At 69.5% G+C, this 21620-nt stretch carries 5 protein-coding genes; 2 read left to right on the forward strand and 3 right to left on the reverse strand.

Translation table 11 applies throughout. The features are described from left to right. Positions 1-21 precede the first annotated feature (21 nt). Positions 22-828 carry an enoyl-CoA hydratase gene (locus tag NG1_RS17015; RefSeq protein WP_062971960.1) on the forward strand — a complete coding sequence of 269 codons (807 nt, stop codon included), beginning with the start codon at positions 22-24 and terminating at the stop codon, positions 826-828. Between the two features lie 48 nt (positions 829-876). After that, positions 877-1902, forward strand: coding sequence for an SDR family oxidoreductase (locus tag NG1_RS17020; protein WP_062971962.1), 1026 nt, complete (start codon positions 877-879; stop codon positions 1900-1902). 21 nt (positions 1903-1923) lie between these two features. On the opposite strand, the gene NG1_RS17025 is transcribed toward NG1_RS17020, so the two are convergent. The 3 genes from NG1_RS17025 to NG1_RS17035 form a co-directional block, all read right to left on the reverse strand. After that, positions 1924-3177 (reverse strand): Nramp family divalent metal transporter, encoded by a 1254-nt coding sequence (locus tag NG1_RS17025; RefSeq protein ID WP_373686183.1) that lies wholly within the window; start codon positions 3175-3177, stop codon positions 1924-1926. Positions 3178-3312: 135 nt separating this feature from the next. After that, positions 3313-4302: an alpha/beta hydrolase gene (locus NG1_RS17030; protein WP_040870159.1), complete on the reverse strand. Its 990-nt coding sequence runs from the start codon at positions 4300-4302 to the stop codon at positions 3313-3315. A gap of 237 nt (positions 4303-4539) precedes the next feature. After that, positions 4540-21363, reverse strand: a complete 16824-nt coding sequence (locus NG1_RS17035; RefSeq protein WP_439956434.1) for a non-ribosomal peptide synthetase — start codon at positions 21361-21363, stop codon at positions 4540-4542. Between the last annotated feature and the right edge of the window lie 257 nt (positions 21364-21620).

Genomic DNA, 21620 nt, shown 5'->3' on the forward strand with positions numbered 1-21620 from the left:
AATTGCAGCGTAGGAGCGAACATGAGCAACAACGATTCCGCGGTCCCCGCCGCCGCCAAGTTCACGGCGGTCCAGGACGGCAAGGTGCTCCGGGTCACGATCACCAACCCGAAGCGGAAGAACGCCATCGACTACGACACCATGGTGGCGCTCGGCGATACCTTCCGCGCGGCGGCCGAGGACCGCGCGGTGCGGGCGATCGTACTCACCGGCGAGGGCGGCGATTTCTGCACCGGTGCCGATCTGTCGGCGAGCGCGGACGAGGCGCAACGCGGCATCACCTCGGACATGGTCATGGACGCGGCGAACCGGCTGGTGCGCGCCATCGTGGACGCGCCGGTGCCGGTGATCGCGCGCATCCGGGGCGCCGCGGCGGGCGTCGGCGTCGGCATCGCGCTGGCCGCCGACCTGGTCTACGCGAGCGAGGACTCCTATCTGCTGCTGGCCTTCATCAACATCGGCTTGATGCCCGACGGCGGCGCGGCCGCGCTGGTCGCGGCAGCGGCGGGCCGCCCGCTGGCGGCGCGGATGGCACTGCTCGGGGAGCGGCTGCCCGCCCGGGAAGCCGCCACCGCCGGGCTGTTCACCGCGGTCGTGCCCGACGCCGAACTCGATGCCGCGGTCGAGGCCGGAGTCGAGAAGATCGCGACCGGTCCGCGCCGCGCGCTGGAGCTCACCAAGCAGGCGCTGAACCAGGCCACGCTGGCCGCGCTGGACACGGCCCTCGCCGCGGAGAAGGCGGGCCAGACCGAGCTGCTGCGCTCCCCCGATTTCATGGAGGGCGCCACCGCGATGCTCACCAAGCGCAAGCCCATCTTCGCCGACTGATCGGCCCGCCGGAACGTACCGCCCGGCAGGCGACTATGTTCATCGGCTATGACTTACCTGGTTACCGGGGCAACTGGGTTCATCGGTCGGTTCCTCATCCCCGAGCTGCTGAAACGCGAGGGTGACATCCATGTACTGGTCCGGCCGGGCGACGCCTCGGCCGACCGGTTCGCCTGCTGCGCGCAGGAATGGGCGGGCGGCGACCGCGTCCGCCCGGTGCGTGGCGATCTGGGCGCCCCGGGGCTGGGCATCGACCCGACCTGGCTGGCCCGGCATCGCGGCGCCATCGAGCACGTCTTCCATCTCGCCGCCGGCTACGACCTGACCGAGCGCGGCGGCGGCACCAGGCACCTGGTCGACGTCGCCGAGGAGCTGCGGGCCGATCTGCTGCACCACGTCTCGACCGTGGAGGTGGCCGGGTCCAGCGAGGGCCTGTTCACCGAGGACATGTTCGATCACGGCCAGGTGCTCGCCACACCCGCGCAACGAGCGAGGTTCGAGGCCGAGCGAATCGTGCGCGACTCGTCGCTGCGCTGGCGTATCTACCGGCCCTCGATCGTGATCGGGCATTCCAGGACCGGCGAGATCGACCGCATCGAGGGCCCGTACTACTTCTTCCGGCTGCTGCGCATGGCCGCGCAGCTGCCCCGGCTGCTGCCGGTGCTGGTGCCCGAGCTGGGCGAGACCAACATGGTTCCGGTGGATTTCGTCGCCCGCGCCCTCGACCACATCGCGCACCGCTCCGGGTCGGACAAGACCACCTACCACCTGGTGGATCCGCGCAGGCAGAGCGCGGTGGACGCGCTGAATCTGTTCGCCGACGAGGCGGGCGCGCCGCACCTGGTCGAGGTCGTGCCCAAGCGCACGCTGAACATGATGTTGCGCGTCCCCGGCGCGAACTGGCTGCTGCCCCGGGTCGGCGTGCCGCTGGACGTGCTGGAGCACAGCGAATTCACCTGCTGGTTCGACTGCAGGCACACCAGCTCGGCGCTGGCGGGCACCGACATCCGGGTGCCGCCGTTGGACGCCTACGCACCGCGGATCTGGAAGTACTGGATCGAGAACTGGGTCTGATCGGCGCGCCGCACCGGACGGCTACCGCCCGGTGACGGTGAGATAGATCAGGGCGGCGTTGAGAACGGAGATGATCGCGGCGACCGCCCAGGCCAGCCCGCTGGTCAGCCTGCGGTTGACGTCCTCGCCCATCAGCTCGGGGTCGCTCGTGAAGCGCACCAGCGGGATCAGCGCGAAGGGTATGCCGAACGACAGCACCACCTGGGAGATGATCAGCGCGCGTGTCGGGTCGATCCCGGTGGCCAGGACCGCGACAGCCGGGATCAACGTGATCAACCTGCGCGTCAGCAGCGGGATCCGCTTGCGCAACAGGCCCTGCATGATCATCGCGCCCGCGTAGGCGCCGACCGACGTGGACGCCAGGCCGGAGGCGAGCAGGCCGATCGCGATCAGCAGCGCGGCGGCCGGGCCGAGGACGTCGCCGACGGCGGCGTGCGCGTCCTCGATGGTCTCGACGTCCCGGCCGCGCAGGGTGCCAGCCGCCATCAGCAGCATGGCGAGGTTCACCGTGCCCGCCAGGACCATGGCCAGGCCGACGTCGATCTTGGTGACCCGTAGCAGCCTGGTGCGCAGCGGCCCCGCCGCCGGATGCCCGTGCCGGTCGCGGGCCAGGCCGGAATGCAGATAGACCGCGTGCGGCATGACCGTCGCACCGATCATGGCGGCGGCGAGCAGGACGCTCTCGGTGCCCTGGAAGCGCGGCAGCAGGCCGCCGACCGTGCTCGTGACCGACGGCGGGGAGATCACCACGCTCGCCAGGAAGCCGATCGCGATGATCGCGAGCATCCCGGTGATCACCCGCTCGAACGGTTGCTGGCCGCGCCGGTCCTGCACCAGCAGCAGGCCCATCGACACGGCGCCGGTGATCACGCCACCGACCAGCATGGGCAGGCCGAACAGCAGGTGCAGCGCGATCGCGCCGCCGACCACCTCTGCCAGGTCGGTGGCCATCGCGACCGTCTCGGCCTGGCCCCAATACGCCAGCCGGACCGGACCGCTCGCCTTCTCGCGTACCGCCTCCGGCAGCGACCAGCCGGTCACCAGCCCGAGCTTGGCCGACAGGAACTGGACCAGCCCCGCCATCACGTTGGCCAGGACGATCACCCAGACCAGCAGGTAACCGAATTGCGCGCCCGCGCTGATATTCGACGCGACGTTGCCGGGATCGACATAGGCGATGGCCGCGACGAACGCGGGCCCCAGCAGGACCGTCACGGCACGTGCTCGCCCGGTGACGGACCTGGTCGACTCGACCAACGTTATACCCACGAACAGAATTTTACGGGTACCCGAACTTTTCGTTGCCGTTCGGCCTGTAAAAACCGACCGCCTGGTTGCCGCAGCGCGGCGACCAGGCGGTCGGGGATGTTCAGCCGGGCGTCCCGGCTTCGCGCATCAGCGCGGTGGCGATCAGATGCCGAGACCCTTCGCGAGCACGGGCCACGACAGCAGGAACTCGTCGCGCCAGTAGCCCCAGGAGTGGGTGCCGGAGTTACGGAAGTTGTAGGTGGCCGGGATGCCCAGCTCGTTCAGCCGGTTCTGCAGGTTGTGCGTGCAGTAGTTGGTGCCCGCCTCGATCACGCCGCCGATGACGATCTGGTTGGCCAGACCGTACGCGCCGGGAAGGGCGTACTGGCCGTTGAGCGTGTCGTACTGGCCGGGCAGGCCGTTGCCGGTGGAGATGTACAGGTCGAGCCCGCGCAGCCCCTCGGCGTTCACGTACGGGTCGTTGGCCACCCAGTCGGGCGAGCCTTCGGGACCCCACATGTTGTCGGTGTTGCCGCCGCCCCAGGTTTCGACGGTCAGCTTGACGAACTCCGAGCCCACCGGGTCACTGGTCTGTGCGCAGCCGCTGTAGGCCGCGGCGGCCTTGTACAGGCCCGGCTTGGAGATCGGCAGCGCCAGCACGGTGGTGCCCGAGGTGGACAGGCCCGCGATGGCGTTCACGCCGTTGGTGCCCAGCGCGCCGTCCACCAGCGGGGGCAGCTCCTCGGTGAAGAAGGTCTTCCACTTGTTGCGGCCGAGTACCGGGTCGTCCTTGATCCAGTCGGTGTAGTAGCTCCACTTGCCGCCGATCGGCTGGATCACGTTGACGTTCTTGTCCGACAGGAACTGCAGCGCGTCGGTCTTCGCCTGCCACGAGGCCTCGTCCTCGCCGCCGCCCGCGCCGTTGAGCAGGTACAGCGTGGGACGCGGCACGGAGGCGTCGGCCGGGCGCTGGACGTCGATGATGATCTTCTCGTCCATCGCCGCCGAGTACACGTACAAGCGGATGCTGCGCTCGTCCTTGTACTCGGCTTTGGTGATACGCGAACCGTCCGGGGCGACCGGGTTGCCCAGCAGGCTCTTGGAATCGATGATCGGATCAGCTGTCGCGCTGGACGCGCCGAGACCGGTCATCACTCCCGCGAGCACCGCGGTTGCCGCGATCGCGGCCGCGACCCGCAGGCCACCGCGCCGGCTCTGTCGACGTATCAATTTCGCACCTTCGCTTCGTCTCGAGATTCGCTCTGCATGCCCCACGCGCCGGGGTGGGTGCCCACGCACCACGCCGACCATACGGCCTATGTAGTCGTCACGACAGGGGACTTCGTTACCGCACCGTTGCCCCATCATGCCCGAACGGTGTCGGTTCGATCATGACCGCCCCACGTTCCGTGTCGCTTCCCAGCTCGGGGGATCCAGCAATTCGGACAATCGGGGACCGATCTGCGCCAGCGCTTCCGGTGCCGTCATCTGATCGTGCGGGACGTCGACGGGATGATCGTCGACCCGGCCGTCGACATAAGGTTGCCAGCCGTCCGCCGCGGTCTCGTGACCGGCCGCGCTGAAGTAGTCCAGCCTGCCGCGGAAGACCGCAGGCCGGTGCTCGGCGATCAGCTCGGCCGAGCGCACCGCGCTGCGGTAGATCCGGCGCACCCGGTCCGGGGTGAGCACCGCCATGTCCGGCGGGATGGTGGCGTGCAGCGCGGCCAGCGCCTCTTCGCTCAGGTCGTGGATGTCGCCGTCGCCGGGCAGCAGCGCGTCCGCGCCGATGCCCAATTCGGCCAGCGCCTCGCGGATCGCCGCACGGAAGTCGGTGACGTCGATGTCAGGATGGCTGTCGAGCATGGTCAGCAGCCCGACCTCCTCCCCCGCGGACTGCAACCGAGTCGCCACCGCGTGCGCCAGCACACCACCGAGCGACCAGCCGAGCAGCCGGTAGGGCCCGTGCGGCTGCACCGCACGGATCTCGGCCACATAGCGGTGCGCCATCTCGGCCAGTGACTCGGGCAGGTAACCCTCTTCGGTCAGCGCGGGTGACTGGAGGCCGAAGATCGGCGTGCTCGCGGGCACGTAGCGGGCGAGACCCGCGTAGCACCAGGACAATCCGTACATCGGATGCAGGCAGAACAGCGGCTGGGCGGCGGCCACGTCGTGCGGCACCATGGTCCGGATCGGCAGCAGCACACCGAGCGCCGCGTTCGAATCCTGGTCGTAGTCGTGGTCGTCGGCCAGCGCGGCCTGGATCCGGGCCGCCAGCGCCGCCGGAGTGGGATCGGTGAAGAACCACTGCACCCGCACCTCGGCGCCGGTGAGCGCGCGCAGCCTGCTGACCGCGCGGGTGGCGACCAGCGAGGTGCCGCCCAGATCGAAGAAGTCGTCGTCCATACCGACCCGCTGTCCGGCGCCGGACGCGAGCACCTCGTCGAACACCTCGAGCACGGTCCGCTCCAGCGGCGTGCCGGGTGCCCGGTACGGACGGGTCACCAGCCGCGGCTCGGGCAGCGCCTTGCGGTCGAGTTTGCCGCTGGCGTTGAGCGGAAGCCCGGCGAGCGCGACGACAGCCGAGGGCACCATGTACGACGGCAGGGCGGCGCGGGCGTGTGTCAGCACCGTGGCCTCGTCGACGGTCTCCCCCGGCGCGGCGACCACATGGGCGACCAGCCGGTCACCGGTCGCGCCGCGCACCACCGAGACCGCGGCCTGCCGCACCTGGGGATGCCCGGTCAGCACGGCCTCGATCTCACCGAGCTCCACGCGCTGGCCGCGCAGCTTGACCTGGAAGTCGCCGCGGCCCAGATATTCCAGCGCGTCGTCGCGCCAGCGCACGATGTCGCCTGTGCGATAGAGCCTGTCGCCGCCTGTATGGGCGACGAAACGCTCGGCGGTGAGCGCCGGGGCGCCGAGATAGCCGCGCGCCAACTGCACACCCGCGATGTACAACTCGCCTGCCGCGCCCGGCGGCACCGGCCGCAAGTGCCGGTCGAGTACGTGCACGCGAGTGTTGGCCACCGGAACGCCGATCGGAACCGCCGCCGCGGCGCCGCCGCGCACGGGATGACCGGTGACCACGGTGGCCTCGGCCGGGCCGTACCAGTTGACCAGCGCGGCGCCGGGCACGGCCGCGGCGAAAGCCGCCGCGGTCTCCCCGGACAACGCCTCACCCGCGGCGAACACCCGCCGCAGCGACGGGTACTCCGCGGCCGGATTCGCGGCCGGGTCCAGGAACGCGTCCAGCATCGACGGCACGAAATGCACCGTCGTGACGGCGTTGTCGATGATGAGGCGGGCCAGGTAGGCGGGGTCGCGATGGCCGTCGGGCGCGGCGATCACGATCGACGCGCCGGTCTGCAACGGCCAGAACAACTCCCAGGCGGAGATGTCGAAGGTGATCGGCGTCTTGTGCAGCACCACGTCGCCGTCGTCGTGCGGATATGCCGCCTGCGCCCAACGGAACTGGTTGACCATCTGCCGGTGCGTGATCATCACGCCCTTGGGCCGACCGGTCGAGCCGGAGGTGTAGACGACATAGGCGACGGTGTCCGGATACCCGTACTCCTGCGGCCACGGGCCTTCGTACGGAGCCAGATACAGCGTGTCCACCGCGACCACCGGCACATCGGTCGCGGTGTCGAACGCGTCGGCGGTGGTGGTCAGCACACAGATCGGAGCGGCGCTGCCGAGGACGTGCTCGCTGCGCTCGGCCGGGTGGTCCGGATCGATCGGGACGTAGCCGCCGCCGGCCCGCAACACCGCGTAGATCGCGACGACCAGATCGATGCCGCGCCGCATGGCCACGGCGACCAGCGTCTCCGGGCCGACTCCCCAGCGCATCAACTCCACGGCCAGGGACCGGACGCGCGAGTCGAGTTCGGCGTAGCTGAGCACGGTCTCGCCGAAGCGCACCGCAGGCGCGTCCGGCGTGCGCGCCACCTGCGCGTCGAACAGCGTCGGCAATGTCGCGTCGTCGAGGAACTCCGGCACACCGGTGGCGTTGCGCGCGGCCAGTTCGGCGCGCTCGTCGTCCAGTAGCGCGTCGATCTCACCGACGCGTGCCTGCGGGGTGGTCACGAAACGGTCGATCAGCGCCGCGAGCCGCCGCGCGAGAGCACGCGCCGCCGGTTCGCCGGTCACGTCGCGCAGGTACTTCACCGAGACGCGCAACCGGCTGTCCAGCACCACCATCACCGTGAACGGATAGTGGGTGCCGTTGACCGCGCCGACACCGGTGACGTTCATACCGTCGATGGCGCCGGCCTGGTCCAGGCCCTCCCGGTCCACCGGGAACGACTCGAACACGACCAGCGAGTCGAACAACCCCTCCACGCCGACGGCGTCCTGGATGTCGCTCAGGCCCAGGTAGTGGTAGTCCAGCAGCGCGGCCTGCTCGGCTTGCAACCGGCGCAGCACCCCGCTCAGCGTGCTGGTCGCGTCCAGGCGCACCCGCACCGGGATCGCGTTGAGGAACAGACCGACCATCGCCTCGACGCCGTCGAGCTCGGGCGGCCTGCCCGACACGGTGGCGCCGAAGACGACGTCGTCGCGGTCGACGGTGCGTCCGATCAGCAGAGCCCAGGCCGCCTGCACCACGGTGTTCACCGTGACGCCGAGCTCCGAGGCGAACCGGGTCAGCGCGGTGGTGTCGGCCTGCGACAGCTCGAACCCGACTTCACCGACGCCCGCGGAGATCTCGCGGCCCGGGTCGACCGGCGCCAACGGCGTCGGCTCGGTGATACCGGCCAGCGCACCGCGCCACGCGGCGCGGGCCGCTTCGGTGTCCTGCGCGACCAGCCACGCCAGGTAGTCGCGGTAGGGCGGCACCGCAGGCAGACGCCGGGAGTTACCGCCGAACGCGTACAGCGTGAGCAGTTCCTTCATCAGCAGCGGCATGGACCAGCCGTCGATGAGAATGTGATGACTGGTCACCAGCAGGTGGTAGCGGGCGGCGGCGGAACGGATCAGCGCGAAACGCAGTAGCGGGGCAGTCCGCATGTCGAAGTGGTCGGCCAGATCCGCCACCTCGATCCGCTCCAGCTCGGCGGCGGCCGCGGCCGGTTCCAGGTGGCACAGATCGATCAGCCGCCACGGCACCTCCAGCGCATCCTGCACGAGCTGCACGGGCTTGCCCTCGCTGTCGTCGGCGAAGGCGACCCGCAGGTTGTCGTGCCGGTCCAGCACCGCCTGCGCGGCCGCCCGCATCCGGTGGGCGTCCACCGCGCCGCCGAGATCGAGCACGAACTGAGTGGTGTAGACGTCCACCGAGTGCTCCGCGAGCAGGGCGTGGAACAGCATGCCCGATTGCAGCGGCGTGAGCGGCCAGGCGTCGGACAGGTCCGGGTAGGCGCGCGCGAAGCGATCGATATCGGGCTGCTTGAGCCGCACCAGCGGGAAGTCCGACGGGGTGAAGCCGCCCGCGTCCGGGCGCAGGCCGTGCTCGGCCAGGCCGCCGAGTGCGCGAATCCAATGCTCGGCGAAGGTCTTCGCGTCCTCGCCGCGGAATGCCGCGGCGGCGAAGTCGAACCGGGCGAGCAAGCCGTCGTCCGTGGCGTCGACGGTGAGCACGAGCAGCAGATCGTCGGACGGGATGTCGGTGTGCACCCGCGCCGGGCGCAGATCCCGGTAGCGCAGCGCGAACCGGCCGCGCCCGAGACCGCGCAGTTCGGCGGCGGTCTCGGCGTTGAGGTGGCGCAACAGGCCGTAGCCGACACCGTGCGAGGGCACCGCTCGCCGCAGCTCCTTGATCTGTGCGATCGCCGTGCCCGCCGCCGGACCGCCGATCAGGGCGTCATCGATGTCGATCCTGGTCAGCCGCAACGGCAGCGGGAATTCGGTGACGAAGCCGCCCACCGTGCTCTCCGCGTCTGCCCCGGTGGCCGCGCGACCGTCGGCGGGCAGCCGCACGACCGAACCGATGGCGCGGGTGACGGCCTCTCCCGCGGAGGTCCGCAGGGCCAGCGCCAGTGCGGTGAGCAGGATGTCGTCCACCCCGGCGTGGTACGCCTCGGCGGCCGCGGCGACGGCCTCCGCGCCCTCCGCGGTGATCGTCAGCGACACCCGGCTGCGTGCGCGCAGATCCCGGCCGTCGGTGCCGGCGCCCTCCGGGACCGTGCCCAGGGCCCGTCGCCACCAATCCATTTCGGCTACGGTGCCCGGATCGTGCGCCGCGGCCGACAAGGTTCGGACGAGTGTGCCGAGACCGGATTCGGGGCCCGCGGGCGCGGCGTGGCGTGCCCGGTTCCAGCGGGCGGTGAGCTGGTCGACGATGGCCCGCCAGGAGACGTCGTCCACCACGAGGCTGCTGGCAACGACGATGAGCGTGGAGCGGCCCTCCGGACCGCCGGTGAGCACGAAGTAGATGTTGCGGCCCTGCTCGGGATCGAGGGCGGCCGCGACCGCCTGGACCACGTCGTCGATGGGCAGCGACGTCTCGCCACGCTGCGGGTCCAGCCGGCGGAACGCCTCGCCGGTACGTTCGGCGGCCGGGGGAATGCGCAGCGACGCGGCGCCTTCGTCGTCGTAGCGCACCTGCACCCACAGCATGGGGTGCTGGTCGAGCACGGCGGTCACCGCGCCGTGCACCGTCTCCACGGGGCAGGTCTCGGGGACGTCGAGTGCGACGGCTCGCACTTCGATGCCCTCGTCCAGCATGCGCGCCGCGTGCGGCGTGAGCGGTAGTTCGCCCGCCTCGTCGCCGGGGCCGCCCGCGACGGAGGCGGCGCGGGCCAGTGCGGCGACGGTCCGATGTTCGAAGACGTCACGCGGCGAGAAACTCACCCCGCGTGCGCGGGACCGGGAGACCACCTGAATGGACACGATGCTGTCGCCGCCGAGGGCGAAGAAGTCGTCGTCCAGGCCGACCCGGTCGACGCCGAGCACCTCGCCGATCACCTCGGCGATCACGAGTTCGGCCGGCGTCCGCGGGGCACGATAGGCGCGCGCGTCCAGCTCGGGCTCCGGCAGTGCCTTGCGATCCAGCTTGCCCACCGGCGTCAGCGGGATCGCGTCGAGCACGACGATCGCCGTCGGAACCATGTACTCCGGCAGCGTGCGCCCGACCCGCTCGGTCAGCACGGCCGGGTCCACCGTGGCATCCCCGGCCGGCAGCACGTAGGAGACGAGCATCGTCGCGCCGGATGGGGTCGCACGGCCGAGGGTCACCGCGAAGCCGACCTCGGGCTGCGCCGCCAGCGCGGCATCTATCTCACCGAGTTCGATGCGGAAGCCGCGCACCTTCACCTGGAAGTCGTTGCGGCCCACGTATTCCACGACCGGTGCGGTCCCGGCGCGACGCCAGCGCACCAAGTCGCCGGTGCGGTAGAGGCGCTCACCGGGTGCGCCGTACGGGTCGGCCAAGAACCGGGCGGCGGTGAGCGCGGGACGTGCGTGGTAGCCGCGCGCGAGCTGGATGCCGCCCAGATACAACTCGCCCGTGACGCCTTCGGGCACCGGACGCAGCCTGCTGTCGAGCACCAGCGACCGCATGCCGCGGATCGGACCGCCGATCGTGACCGGTTCGCCGGGCCGCAGCGGATCGCTGATGTTGGTCATGACGGTGGTCTCGGTCGGCCCGTAGCCGTTGTGGAAATCGCGCTCCGGCACGGTGGTCCACCTGGCCGCCAGATCGGCGGGCACCGCTTCACCGCCCGCCACCACGGTCCGCATCCCCGGCACCGCGTCCGGGTCGAGCGAGGCGAGCACGGAGGGGGTGAGGAAGGCGTGCGTGACGCGCTCGGCGCGGATCAGTTCGGCCAGCTCCTCGCCACCGAAGGTCAGCGGCGGCGCTACCACGAGCCCGCCCGCGGCGCCGAGCGCGAGCAGTAGTTCCAGCATCGACGCGTCGAACGAGGGCGACGCGAACGCCAGAGCGCGGGCGGACGGATCGAGCCGGTAGCGCTCCACCTGCTCGGCGCTGAAATTCGCCAGGCCGGCATGGGTGATCACGACGCCCTTCGGCAGACCGGTCGAGCCGGAGGTGTAGATCACGTACGCGGCGTTGCCCGCGCGCAGCGCTGCGCGCAGTTCGGCGGGCCGCAACGGCTGGTCGGAGCGCACGGCGACGTCGTGGGTGAAGTCGGGATCGTCCAAGGCGACCCACGTGCCGCCGGAGAGGACGGGCAGATTCTCCAGCTCGGCGGTGAGCGTCACGCCGAGCGTCACGCCGGAATCGGCGACCATGTGCGCGATGCGGTCGGCCGGATAGGCCGGGTCGATCGGGACGAACGCCGCCCCGGTCTTGGCCACCGCCCACAGGGCCAGTACGGCTTCCACCGAACGACGGAGCGCGATGGCGACCGGTACCTCCGGCCCCGCGCCGCGGTCGATCAGCGCGCGCGCCAATTGCGCTGACGCCGCGTCGAGTTCGGCGTAGCTGAAGGTGCGGTCGTCGGCGACCACGGCGACACCGGCCGGGTTCGCGGCGACGGCGGCGGCCATCAGGTCCGGCAGCGTGCGCGGCGGCACGGCGGGTGCGCCGGTACGGGCGATCAGGTCGGCGCGCTCCGCGTCGTCCAGGATCTCCAGATCGCCGACGGCGGTGCCGGGATGCCGGACGATCGCGGAAAGGACGCGACGGAACCTGCGACCGAATTCGACGACGGTCCGATCGTCGAACAGGTCGCGGGCGTAAGTGAATTCGGCGGCGATACCGGCTTCCGCGCCCGACTCGGTGCGCTGCTCACGCATGGTCAGCAGCAGGTCGAACTCGGCGGAGTCGGCGGCCGGGTCGAGCGCCGTGAAGCTCAGGCCGGGTAGTTCGAAACTGGTCGCGGATAGGTTCTCGAACGACAGAGCCACCTGGAACAGCGGGTGGCGACCGGCCGAGCGTTCCGGGTCGAGCGCCTCGACCAACCGCTCGAACGGGATGTCGGCGTTGGCGAAGGCGCGCAGATCCGTTTCCCTGGTGCGGGCCAGCAGTTCGGTGAAGCCGAGATCGGGCGCGACCCGGGTGCGCAGCACCAAGGTGTTGACGAACATGCCGATCAAGTCGTCGATTTCGGGTTCGCCGCGGCCCGCGACGGGCGTGCCGATGGCGATGTCGTCGGTGCCGGACATTCGAGCCACGAACACCGCGAACGCGGCGTGCACCACCATGAACAACGTGGCGTTGTGCTGCCGCGCGAGGTCGGCCAGCGCCGCGTGCACGTCGGCGTCGACGACGAAATCGGTACGGCCGCCCGCGAAGGACTGGGCGGGCGGGCGCGGGCGGTCCGCGGGCAAGTTCAGCTCGTCGGGCAGGTCGGCGAGTTCGGTTGTCCAGTAGGCCAGTTGCGCGCCCACCGGCGACTCGGGGTCGTCTTCTGCGCCGAGCGCCTCGCGCTGCCACAGCGCGTAGTCGGCGTACTGGACCGGCAGCGGCGCCCAGGACGGTTCGCGGCCGCCGCTGCGCGCCACATAGGCCAGCATCAGATCCCTGGTCAGCGGGCCCATCGACCAGCCGTCGGCGCTGATGTGATGCGCGACGAAGACCAGCACGTACTCGGTGCCGGCGAGCTGGAACAGCCGCGTGCGGAACGGCACCTCGGTGGTCACGTCGAAGCCGGCGGCGACGGTCCGCTGCGCCTCGAGCGCGAGGTCCTCGTCATCGAGTTGCACGGGCGTCAGATCCACCGGCACCTCGTGCGGAGCGAGGATTCGCTGCACCGGGCCGTCCGGCGTCTGCGGGTAGATCGTGCGCAGGATCTCGTGACGCGCGACGATGTCGGCGACGGCGTCCTGCAACGCGACCACGTCCAGGTCGCCGGACAAGCGGATGGCGGCCGGGATGTTGTAGACCGAGGCCGAGGTGTCGAACTGGTTGAGGAACCACATGCGCTGCTGGGCGAACGACAGCGGGACGCGGTCCGGACGCGGTCCGGCGATCAATGGGGTGCGCTTGCCCGCACCGAAGCCCCGTTCGACCTTCGTGGCGAGTCCGGCCACGGTGGAGGCCTCGAACAGCACCCGCACCGGGACACGAGCGTCCAACGCCGCACCGATACGCGCCGCCACCTGCGTCGCCAACAACGAATTACCACCCAGCGCGAAGAAATCATCATCCGCACCCACACGCTCGACACCCAGGACCTCGGCATACACCGACGCCACGATCTCCTCGATCGGAGTCGACGGCACACGGAACACCTGAACCTCGAACTCCGGCTCCGGCAACGCCCTACGATCCAGCTTGCCGTTCACATTCAACGGCAAAGCATCCAGCACCACGAACGCCGACGGCACCATGTACGACGGCAACACAGCAGTCAACTCCGACTTCACCCACGCCACATCGACACCCGCACCGGCACCGCCACCACCAGCAGCCACAGTCCCGGCATCGGACCCGGCATCGGCATCGGCATCGGCATCGGCACGACCATCGGACCCAGCCACAACACCAGAAGGCACCAGGTAAGCCACCAAACGATCACCAGTCTTCGGATCCGACTTCGCAACCACCGCCGTCTGCGCGACCCCCGGCAACGCCAACAACGCCGCCTCGATCTCACCCAACTCGATACGGAAACCACGAATCTTCACCTGAAAATCCGTACGACCCCGATACTCCAGCTCACCGCGACCGTTCCAGGCGACCAAATCACCCGTGCGATACATCCTGGTTCCCGACTCGAACGGGTTGGCCACGAACCGATCCGCCGTCAAATCCGCGCGACCGAAGTAACCACGCGCCAACTGCGCACCAGCCAAATACAACTCACCCGAAACACCCACCGGAACCGGACGCAAACGCCCATCCAGCACATACACCCGGCTATTCCACTCCGGCGCACCAATCGACACCGACGCCTCGTCAGCGAGCGTCACACGGTGACTGGTGATCGACACCGCAGCCTCGGTCGGCCCATACAGGTTGAACAACTCGGTGCGTGGATTCTCCCGCAGGAACCGCCGCGCCACCGAACCGGGCAGAGCCTCACCGATCGCCAACACCCGTCGCGGCGACCAGTCCCCGGTGTCCGTGGTCGCCCGGTGCACGAGCAGCGCGTCGAGCATCGATGGCACCACATGCAACGTGGTAACCGACTCGCGCGCCATCAAATCGTTGAGATACGCGGGATCCCGATGGCCATCAGGCGCGGCGATCACCAGACGTCCACCGCATACCGCCGCCGACCAGAACTCCCACACCGACAGGTCGAACGTCGCCGCCGTCTTCAGCAGCACCGAGTCGTCCTCGGCCAGCTCGAATTCGGCCGCTTTCCAGAGCAACTGGTTCACGATGGCCGAGTGCGGCACCGCGACGCCCTTCGGACGCCCGGTCGAACCCGACGTGAAGATGACGTAAGCCGTGTTCTCCGGCCGAACGGGCGTGACACGCTCGGAATCGGTGATCGGCACGCTGGCGACCGCGCTCAATTCCAGGTCTTCCAGCCGCACCACCGGCGCGACGTCGGTATCGAAATCCGACTCGGTATTGCTCAACACACATACCGGGGCGGCGGCGGAGAGGATGTAGTCGGTTCGCTCGGTGGCTTGGTCGGGGTCGATCGGTACGTACGCCCCACCGGCCTCGGCCACCGCGTACATCGCCACCACCAGGTCCACCGATCGGCGGAACGCGAGCGCGACCCTGCTCTCGGCGCCGACACCCACCGAGATCAGGTAGCGGGCTAGTCGATTCACCCGGGCCGACAGTTCCGCGTAGCTCAGCTCGACGCGTTCGCCGTCGGGCAGGTCCGCGACCAGCGCGACCGCTCCCGGCGTCGCCGCGACGGTCCCGCGCAGCAACGATCCCAGTGTCGCGGCGGAATCCACCGGATGGGCGGTGTCGTTCCATGTGGTGAGCACGTCGGTGCGCTCGGTGTCCGTAAGGATCTCGATGTCCCCGACCGGGACGTTCGCGTCGGCGACCACGGCCGCGAGGATGCGCGAGAACCGGTCGGCGAAACCTTCCACCGTCGCCCGGTCGAAAAGATCGGTCGCATACGTCAAGAACCCACCGATACCAGCAGCCGCACCCGACTCCGCATACCCATCACCAACAATCAAATGCAAATCGAACTGCGACACATCCACATCGGCATCCACACCCGCCACCGACAAACCCGGCAACTCCAACACCGCACGCGCCACATTCTGAAACGACAAACCCACCTGGAACAACGGATGACGCGCCGTCGACCGCGACGGATTCAACACCTCCACCAACCGCTCGAACGGCACATCCGCATGAGCAAAAGCAGCCAAATCCGCCTCACGCTGCCTACCCAGCAACCCGACGAACGACTCGCCCGGCTCGAACCGCGTCCGGAACACCACGGTGTTGACAAACATCCCGATCAAATCATCAAGTTCACGCTCACCACGACCCGCCACCGGCGTACCGACAGCGATGTCATCCGAACCCGACAACCGAGCCAACAACACCGCGAACGCCGTGTGCACCACCATGAACAACGTCGCACCATGCGCACGAGCCAACTCCACCAGCCCCGCATGCGTCGCCGCATCCACCTCCACCGGCACCCGCGAACCGGCCAGCGACGCCACCACCGGACGCGGCCGATCAATCGGCAACTCCAGCACATCCGGCAGACCAGCCAACTCCGCACGCCAGAACGCGATCTGCCGAGCCGCGACCGACCCCGGATCGGACTCATCCCCCAACACAGCACGCTGCCACAACGCATAATCCGCGTACTGCACCCGCAACGGCGACCACCCCGGAGCATCACCCGAGGTACGTGCCGAATACGCCACCATCACATCCCGCACCAACGGACCCATCGACGACGCATCCGCCGCAATATGATGCACCACCACCGCGAGCACATGCTCCTGCGGCGCATCCGCGATCCGCAGCAGCCGCACTCGGACGGGCACTTCGTCGGTCACATCGAAGGGTGCCGCCGCGAGCGTGTACACCTCGTGCGCGACCTCGGCCGCCCCGATCGGATGGACGGCCACATCCAACGCCACCCGTCCCGCCGCCAGCACCACCTGCACCGGACCCTCCGGAGTCTCCGGATACACCGTGCGCAGCACCTCATGCCGTGCCACGACATCATGCAGCGCCGCACCCAGCGCCACCACATCCAACGCACCCGTCAAACGCAACGCGAACGGCAAGTTGTAAGCCGCCGAACCGATCCGCTCCCCAACATCATCAGACTGATCGAACCGATTGAGAAACCACATCCGCCGCTGCGCCAACGACAACGGCAACTTCTCCGGCCGAGCAATACTGCCCAACTCCACCCGGCGCTCACCATGAGTCTCCGACTCCAGCGCCGCCGCCAACCCCGACACCGTCGACGCCTCGAACAACGTCCGAACCGGCACCCGCACACCCACCGCCGCACCCAAACGAGCCACCACCTGCGTGGCGACCAGCGAATTACCCCCCAGCGCGAAGAAATCATCATCAGCCCCCACCCGGCCCACACCGAGCACCTCACCGAACACCCCCGCCACGATCTCCTCGACCGCCGTCACGGGCGCACGGAATTCCCGCGCGGTGAAGGTCGGCTCGGGTAGTGCCTTGCGATCGAGCTTGCCGCTGGGATTCAACGGCAACGCCTCCAGCACGACGACCGCCGCCGGAACCATGTAAGCGGGCAGCGTCGCACCGATCGCCGCCGGCAATTCGGCCTGCTCGATCGATTGCCCCGGCGCGGGAACAACGTAGGCGACCAATTGGTCGCCCAGCGACGAGGCCGCGACGAGGGCCACGGCCTGACTCACCGACGGCTGCGCCAGCAGCGCCGTCTCGATCTCACCCAGCTCGATCCGCTGACCACGGAACTTCACCTGGAAATCGGTCCGGCCGAGATAGTCGAGCCGATGCGGCAGCACGTCGGTCGGGGCGCGCCAGACCACCAGGTCCCCGGTGCGGTACATCCGCCCCCCGTTGCCGAACGGGTCGGCCACGAAGCGGTCGGCGGTGAGATCGGGACGCCGCACATAGCCGCGAGCCAACTGGTCACCCGCGAGATACAGCTCGCCCGGAACGCCGGTCGGCACCGGTTGCAGACGCGAATCCAGCACATACACCTGCGTGTTCCACTGCGGGACGCCGATCGGCACGGACCGCTCGTCCACGGCGGTCGCGGGCCAATAGGTCACCGAGACCGCCGCCTCGGTGGGGCCGTACAGGTTGTGCACGGCGGCGTCGGTCACGGCACGCACCGCGGCGACGGTCTCCGGCGGCAGCGCCTCGCCGATCACGAAGATGTCGCGCAAGGTGGGGCACGAGCCGGGGGCGGTGTGCGCGGCGAAGACCGTCAGCATGGACGGCACGAAGTCCGTCACCGTCACGCCCTGAGAGGCAATGGTTTCCGCGACGTACGCGGGGTCACGATGACCGTCGTGCGTGGCGACCACGAGCTTCGCGCCCACGCGCAGCGGCATGAAGTAGCCCCACAGCGAGACGTCGAACGTCGTCGCCGTCTTTTGCAGGTACACGTCATCGGCGTCGAGCGGATACGCCGCGAGCATCCAGTTGATCTGGTTCTGAATGGCGAAGTGCGAAACCGCCACGCCCTTGGGGCGGCCGGTCGACCCCGATGTGAAGATCACGTAGGCCGGATGGTGCGGCAACACGGGGCGCACCAGTTCGTCGGCACGCACCGGGGCGTCGTCGAATCGATTCGGGTCCAGAGCGTCCAGCAGCAGCACCGCGGTGCCCTCGGGCAAGTCGACCGCGTCGGTGGAGGTCGTGAGCACACAGACCGGCTGCGCCGTTTCGAGGATGTAGGCGATGCGTTCGGCCGGATGATCCGGATCCAACGGCACATAAGCCCCACCCGCCGCCACGATCGCATACATCCCCACCACAAGATCCAACGAACGCCGAACCGCCAACCCCACCAACGACTCCGCACCCACACCCTGCGAAATCAACAACCGCGCCAAACGATTCACCCGCGCATCGAACCCACGATACGAAAGCTCCACACCCTCGTACACGAGAGCGACCTCGTCCGCGTACGCCTCCGCCGCACGCCGGTAGCCGTCGAGCAGCAACTCGGCAGGCACCGGATACCGGGTGTCGTTCCACTCGTGCAGGATGCGTTCGCGCTCCACGGGAGCGAGCAGATCGATCGCGCCGATCGGCCGATCCGGCTCGGCGACGGCGATGGCCAGCAGCCGATCCAGCCGCCAGGCGAACTCGGCGATCGTCCGCTCGTCGAACAGGTCGGTGGCGTAGGTGAACCCCGCGGTGAAGCCCGCGACTTCCCCCTCGGTGTCGGGCACCACGGTCAATTGCAGATCGAATTTCGCGACCGCGCCGTCGAACTCGAGTACCCGAGCCGACAGTCCGGGCAGCTCTATCTCGGGCCTGCTCATGTTCTGGTAGAACAGCGCCACCTGGAACAGCGGGTGGTGCGCCTGCGACCGCACCGGATCGAGTACCTCGACCAACCGCTCGAACGGCAATTCGGCGTGCGAGAACGCGCCGAGATCCGTTTCCTTCGTCTGGGCGAGCAGCGCACGGAACGACGCGCCGAGGTCGATCCGGGTGCGCAGCACCAGCGTGTTGACGAACATGCCGATCAGCGCGTCGAGTTCCCGTTCGCCACGGCCCGCCACGGGCGTGCCGACGGTGATGTCGTCGGTGCCGGTGAGCCGGGCGAGCAGCACCGCGAGCGCGCTGTGCACCACCATGAACTCCGAGACGCCCGCGCTGTGCGCCAGTTCGGCGATACCTCGGTGCACCGCGGCGTCCACGGCGAAGGTGTACTCCGCGCCCCGGCCGGAGGCGACGGACGGGCGCGGCCGATCCGAGGGTAGGTCGATCCGGTCCGGGATGCCCGCCAAGGCGCGACGCCAGTAGGCGATCTGAGCCGCGGCCACCGAATCTGGGTCGTTCTCGTCACCGAGCCTCGCGCGCTGCCACAGCGTGTAGTCCGCGTACTGCACCGGCAGCGGCCCCCAGGACGGCCTCGCCCTGTTGCGCCGGGAGAGGAACGCGCTGAGCAGATCCCGCAGGAACGGCGCGACCGAAGCGCCGTCGGCGGCGATGTGATGCACCACCACGACGACCACGTGATCGTCGAGGCCGATCTCGGCCAGCGCGATGCGCAGCGGCACCTCCGCCGCGACATCGAAACCGGTCGAGGCGAATTCACGCAGCCAGGCCGTCAGCTCGTGCTCGGCGACGGGCTTCGGCGCGAGGTCGGGAACAGCTTGCGCGGCGGGCAGCACGACCTGGTAACCGGTACCGTCCACCGCCGGATACACCGTCCGCAACGTCTCATGACGCTCGACCACATCCGCGACCGCCGCCTGCAACGCCGCCACATCCAACACACCCGACAACCGCACCGCGAACGGAATATTATTCGCCGCCGACCCGGTATCGAACTGATTCAAAAACCACATCCGCCGCTGCGCCAACGACAACGGCACCCGCTCCGGACGCTCCACCGCCACCAACGCGCGCCGGTCCCCCGCGCCCTTCAACGGCTCCAGCCGCGCCGCCAGCGCGGCCACGGTGGGGCTCTCGAAGATCAGCCGTGCGGGCACCCGGGCCGCGATGGCGGCGCCCAGCCGGGCCGCGACCTGCGTCGCGATCAGCGAATTGCCGCCCAGCTCGAAGAAGTCGTCGTCCGCGCCGACCGGCGCGCCAGGCCCGAGCACTTCGGCGAACACCTCGCCGACCAGCTCTTCCAGCGGGCCGACCGGGGCGCGGAACACCTTGGTCTGCAACCGCGGTGTGGGCAGCGCGTCGCGGTCCAGCTTGCCCACCGGGGTCAACGGGATCTCGTCCAGCACCATGACCACCGTCGGCACCATGTGCGCGGGCAGGCTCTGCTGCGCGAAGGCGGCCAGTTCCGCCGCGTCGGCGGCCATCCCGGGCACGGCGTGCACATAGGCGACGAGAATGGTGACGCCGCTGTCCAGGTGGTGCCCCACGGTGACCGCGAAGTCGACCGTCTCGTGCGCGGCCAGCACCGCGTCGATCTCGCCCAGCTCGATACGGAAACCGCGAATCTTCACCTGGAAGTCGTTGCGGCCCATGTATTCCAACTCGCCATTCGGCGTCCAACGCACCAGGTCACCGGTGCGATAGAGGCGGGAGCCGTGCACATCGAAGGGGTTCGCCACGAAGCGGGACGCGGTCAGCCCTGGGCGCTCGTGGTAGCCGCGGGCCAGCTGCGCACCGGTGATGTACAGCTCGCCGACCACACCGCTCCGCACGGGCACCAGCCGCTCGTCCAGCACGTATTCCGTGACGGCCCGGATCGGCGCGCCGATGGTCACCGGTTCCCCGGGCACCAGCGGCGCGCTGATGTTCGTCATGATCGTGGTCTCGGTGGGGCCGTACCCGTTGAAGAACTCACGGGTCCGCCCACCCGACACCGGTAGCACCCAGCGTCGTACCAGTTCCGGCGGGCACGCCTCGCCACCGGCCACCACCACACGCAGCTCGTCCAACCCGGCCGGGTCCACCGACGCGAGCGCGGCGGGCGTCACGAACGCGTGCGTGACCGCCTCCCTGCGGACCAGGGACGCGAATTCCTCGCCGCCGAACACCGTGGGCGACGCGACGACCATGGTGGCCGCGCCCCCGAGCGCCAGTAGCAACTCCAGGACCGACGCGTCGAACGACGGCGAGGCGAAATGCAACGTCCGCGACGCACTCGTCACCCGATACCGATCACGCTGCTCGGCACAGAAACTCGCCAAACCCGCCTGGGTGACCACCGCGCCCTTGGGCTTGCCCGTGGAACCGGAGGTGTAGATGACGTAGGCGGGATGCTCCCCGCGCAGCGGGCGCACCCGATCGGTGTAGGTCACCGGATCGCCCGGGAACTCCTCGAGCCGCCGCGCGCACTCGGCGGAGTCGATCGACAGCCACTCGACCCGGTCCGGCAGCTCGGCGCGGACCTCCCGGACGGTCAGCCCGAAGACCGCGCCGGAGTCCTTCACCATGTGCTCGACACGATCGGCCGGATAGTTCGGATCCACCGGCACGAAACCAGCACCGGTCTTGGCCACCGCCCACACCGCGACCACCGACTCCACCGAACGCGGAACACCCACCGCGACCAGATCCTCCGGACCCACCCCCCGATCGATGAGCAACCGCGCCAACCGCGTGGACCGTTCGTCCAGCTCGGCATAACTCAGCTGGGCGAGGGTGCTGGTCGCGTCGGCGAACACCACGGCCGCGCCGCTCGGGTTCGCCTCGACGGCCGTGGCCATCAACTGGGGCAGGGTGGTGACCCGGGGTCGGCGGGTCCGGGTCGGGCGCACGCGCGCCGGGCGGGTCATCGGCGCACCGCTTCCGCAGTTTCGTCACACCGCTGCCCGACCGCCCGAACCATCGTGCTGCCTCACCCTGTCTATCGTCGCCACACGCACGTCACCATGCTCCCCGCGCTGTGATCATCGAGCGCGCGCATGCCGATCGTTACCGAACCGTCGGCGCACGCCGAGCGCGACCGGCCACGACCCGTGGGGTTCCGGGCCGCGGGAACGGACGCGTATGACGAGTGCCGGGGACGATTATT

This window comes from Nocardia gamkensis NBRC 108242, from assembly GCF_001612985.1.
Lineage (GTDB): Bacteria > Actinomycetota > Actinomycetes > Mycobacteriales > Mycobacteriaceae > Nocardia > Nocardia gamkensis.

Coding starts and splice junctions, on each gene's coding strand:
- NG1_RS17015 (WP_062971960.1), top strand. CDS start 22: ATGAGCAACAACGATTCCGCGGTCCCCGCCGCCGCCAAGTTCACGGCG.
- NG1_RS17020 (WP_062971962.1), top strand. CDS start 877: ATGACTTACCTGGTTACCGGGGCAACTGGGTTCATCGGTCGGTTCCTC.
- NG1_RS17030 (WP_040870159.1), bottom strand. CDS start 4,302: ATGACCGGTCTCGGCGCGTCCAGCGCGACAGCTGATCCGATCATCGAT.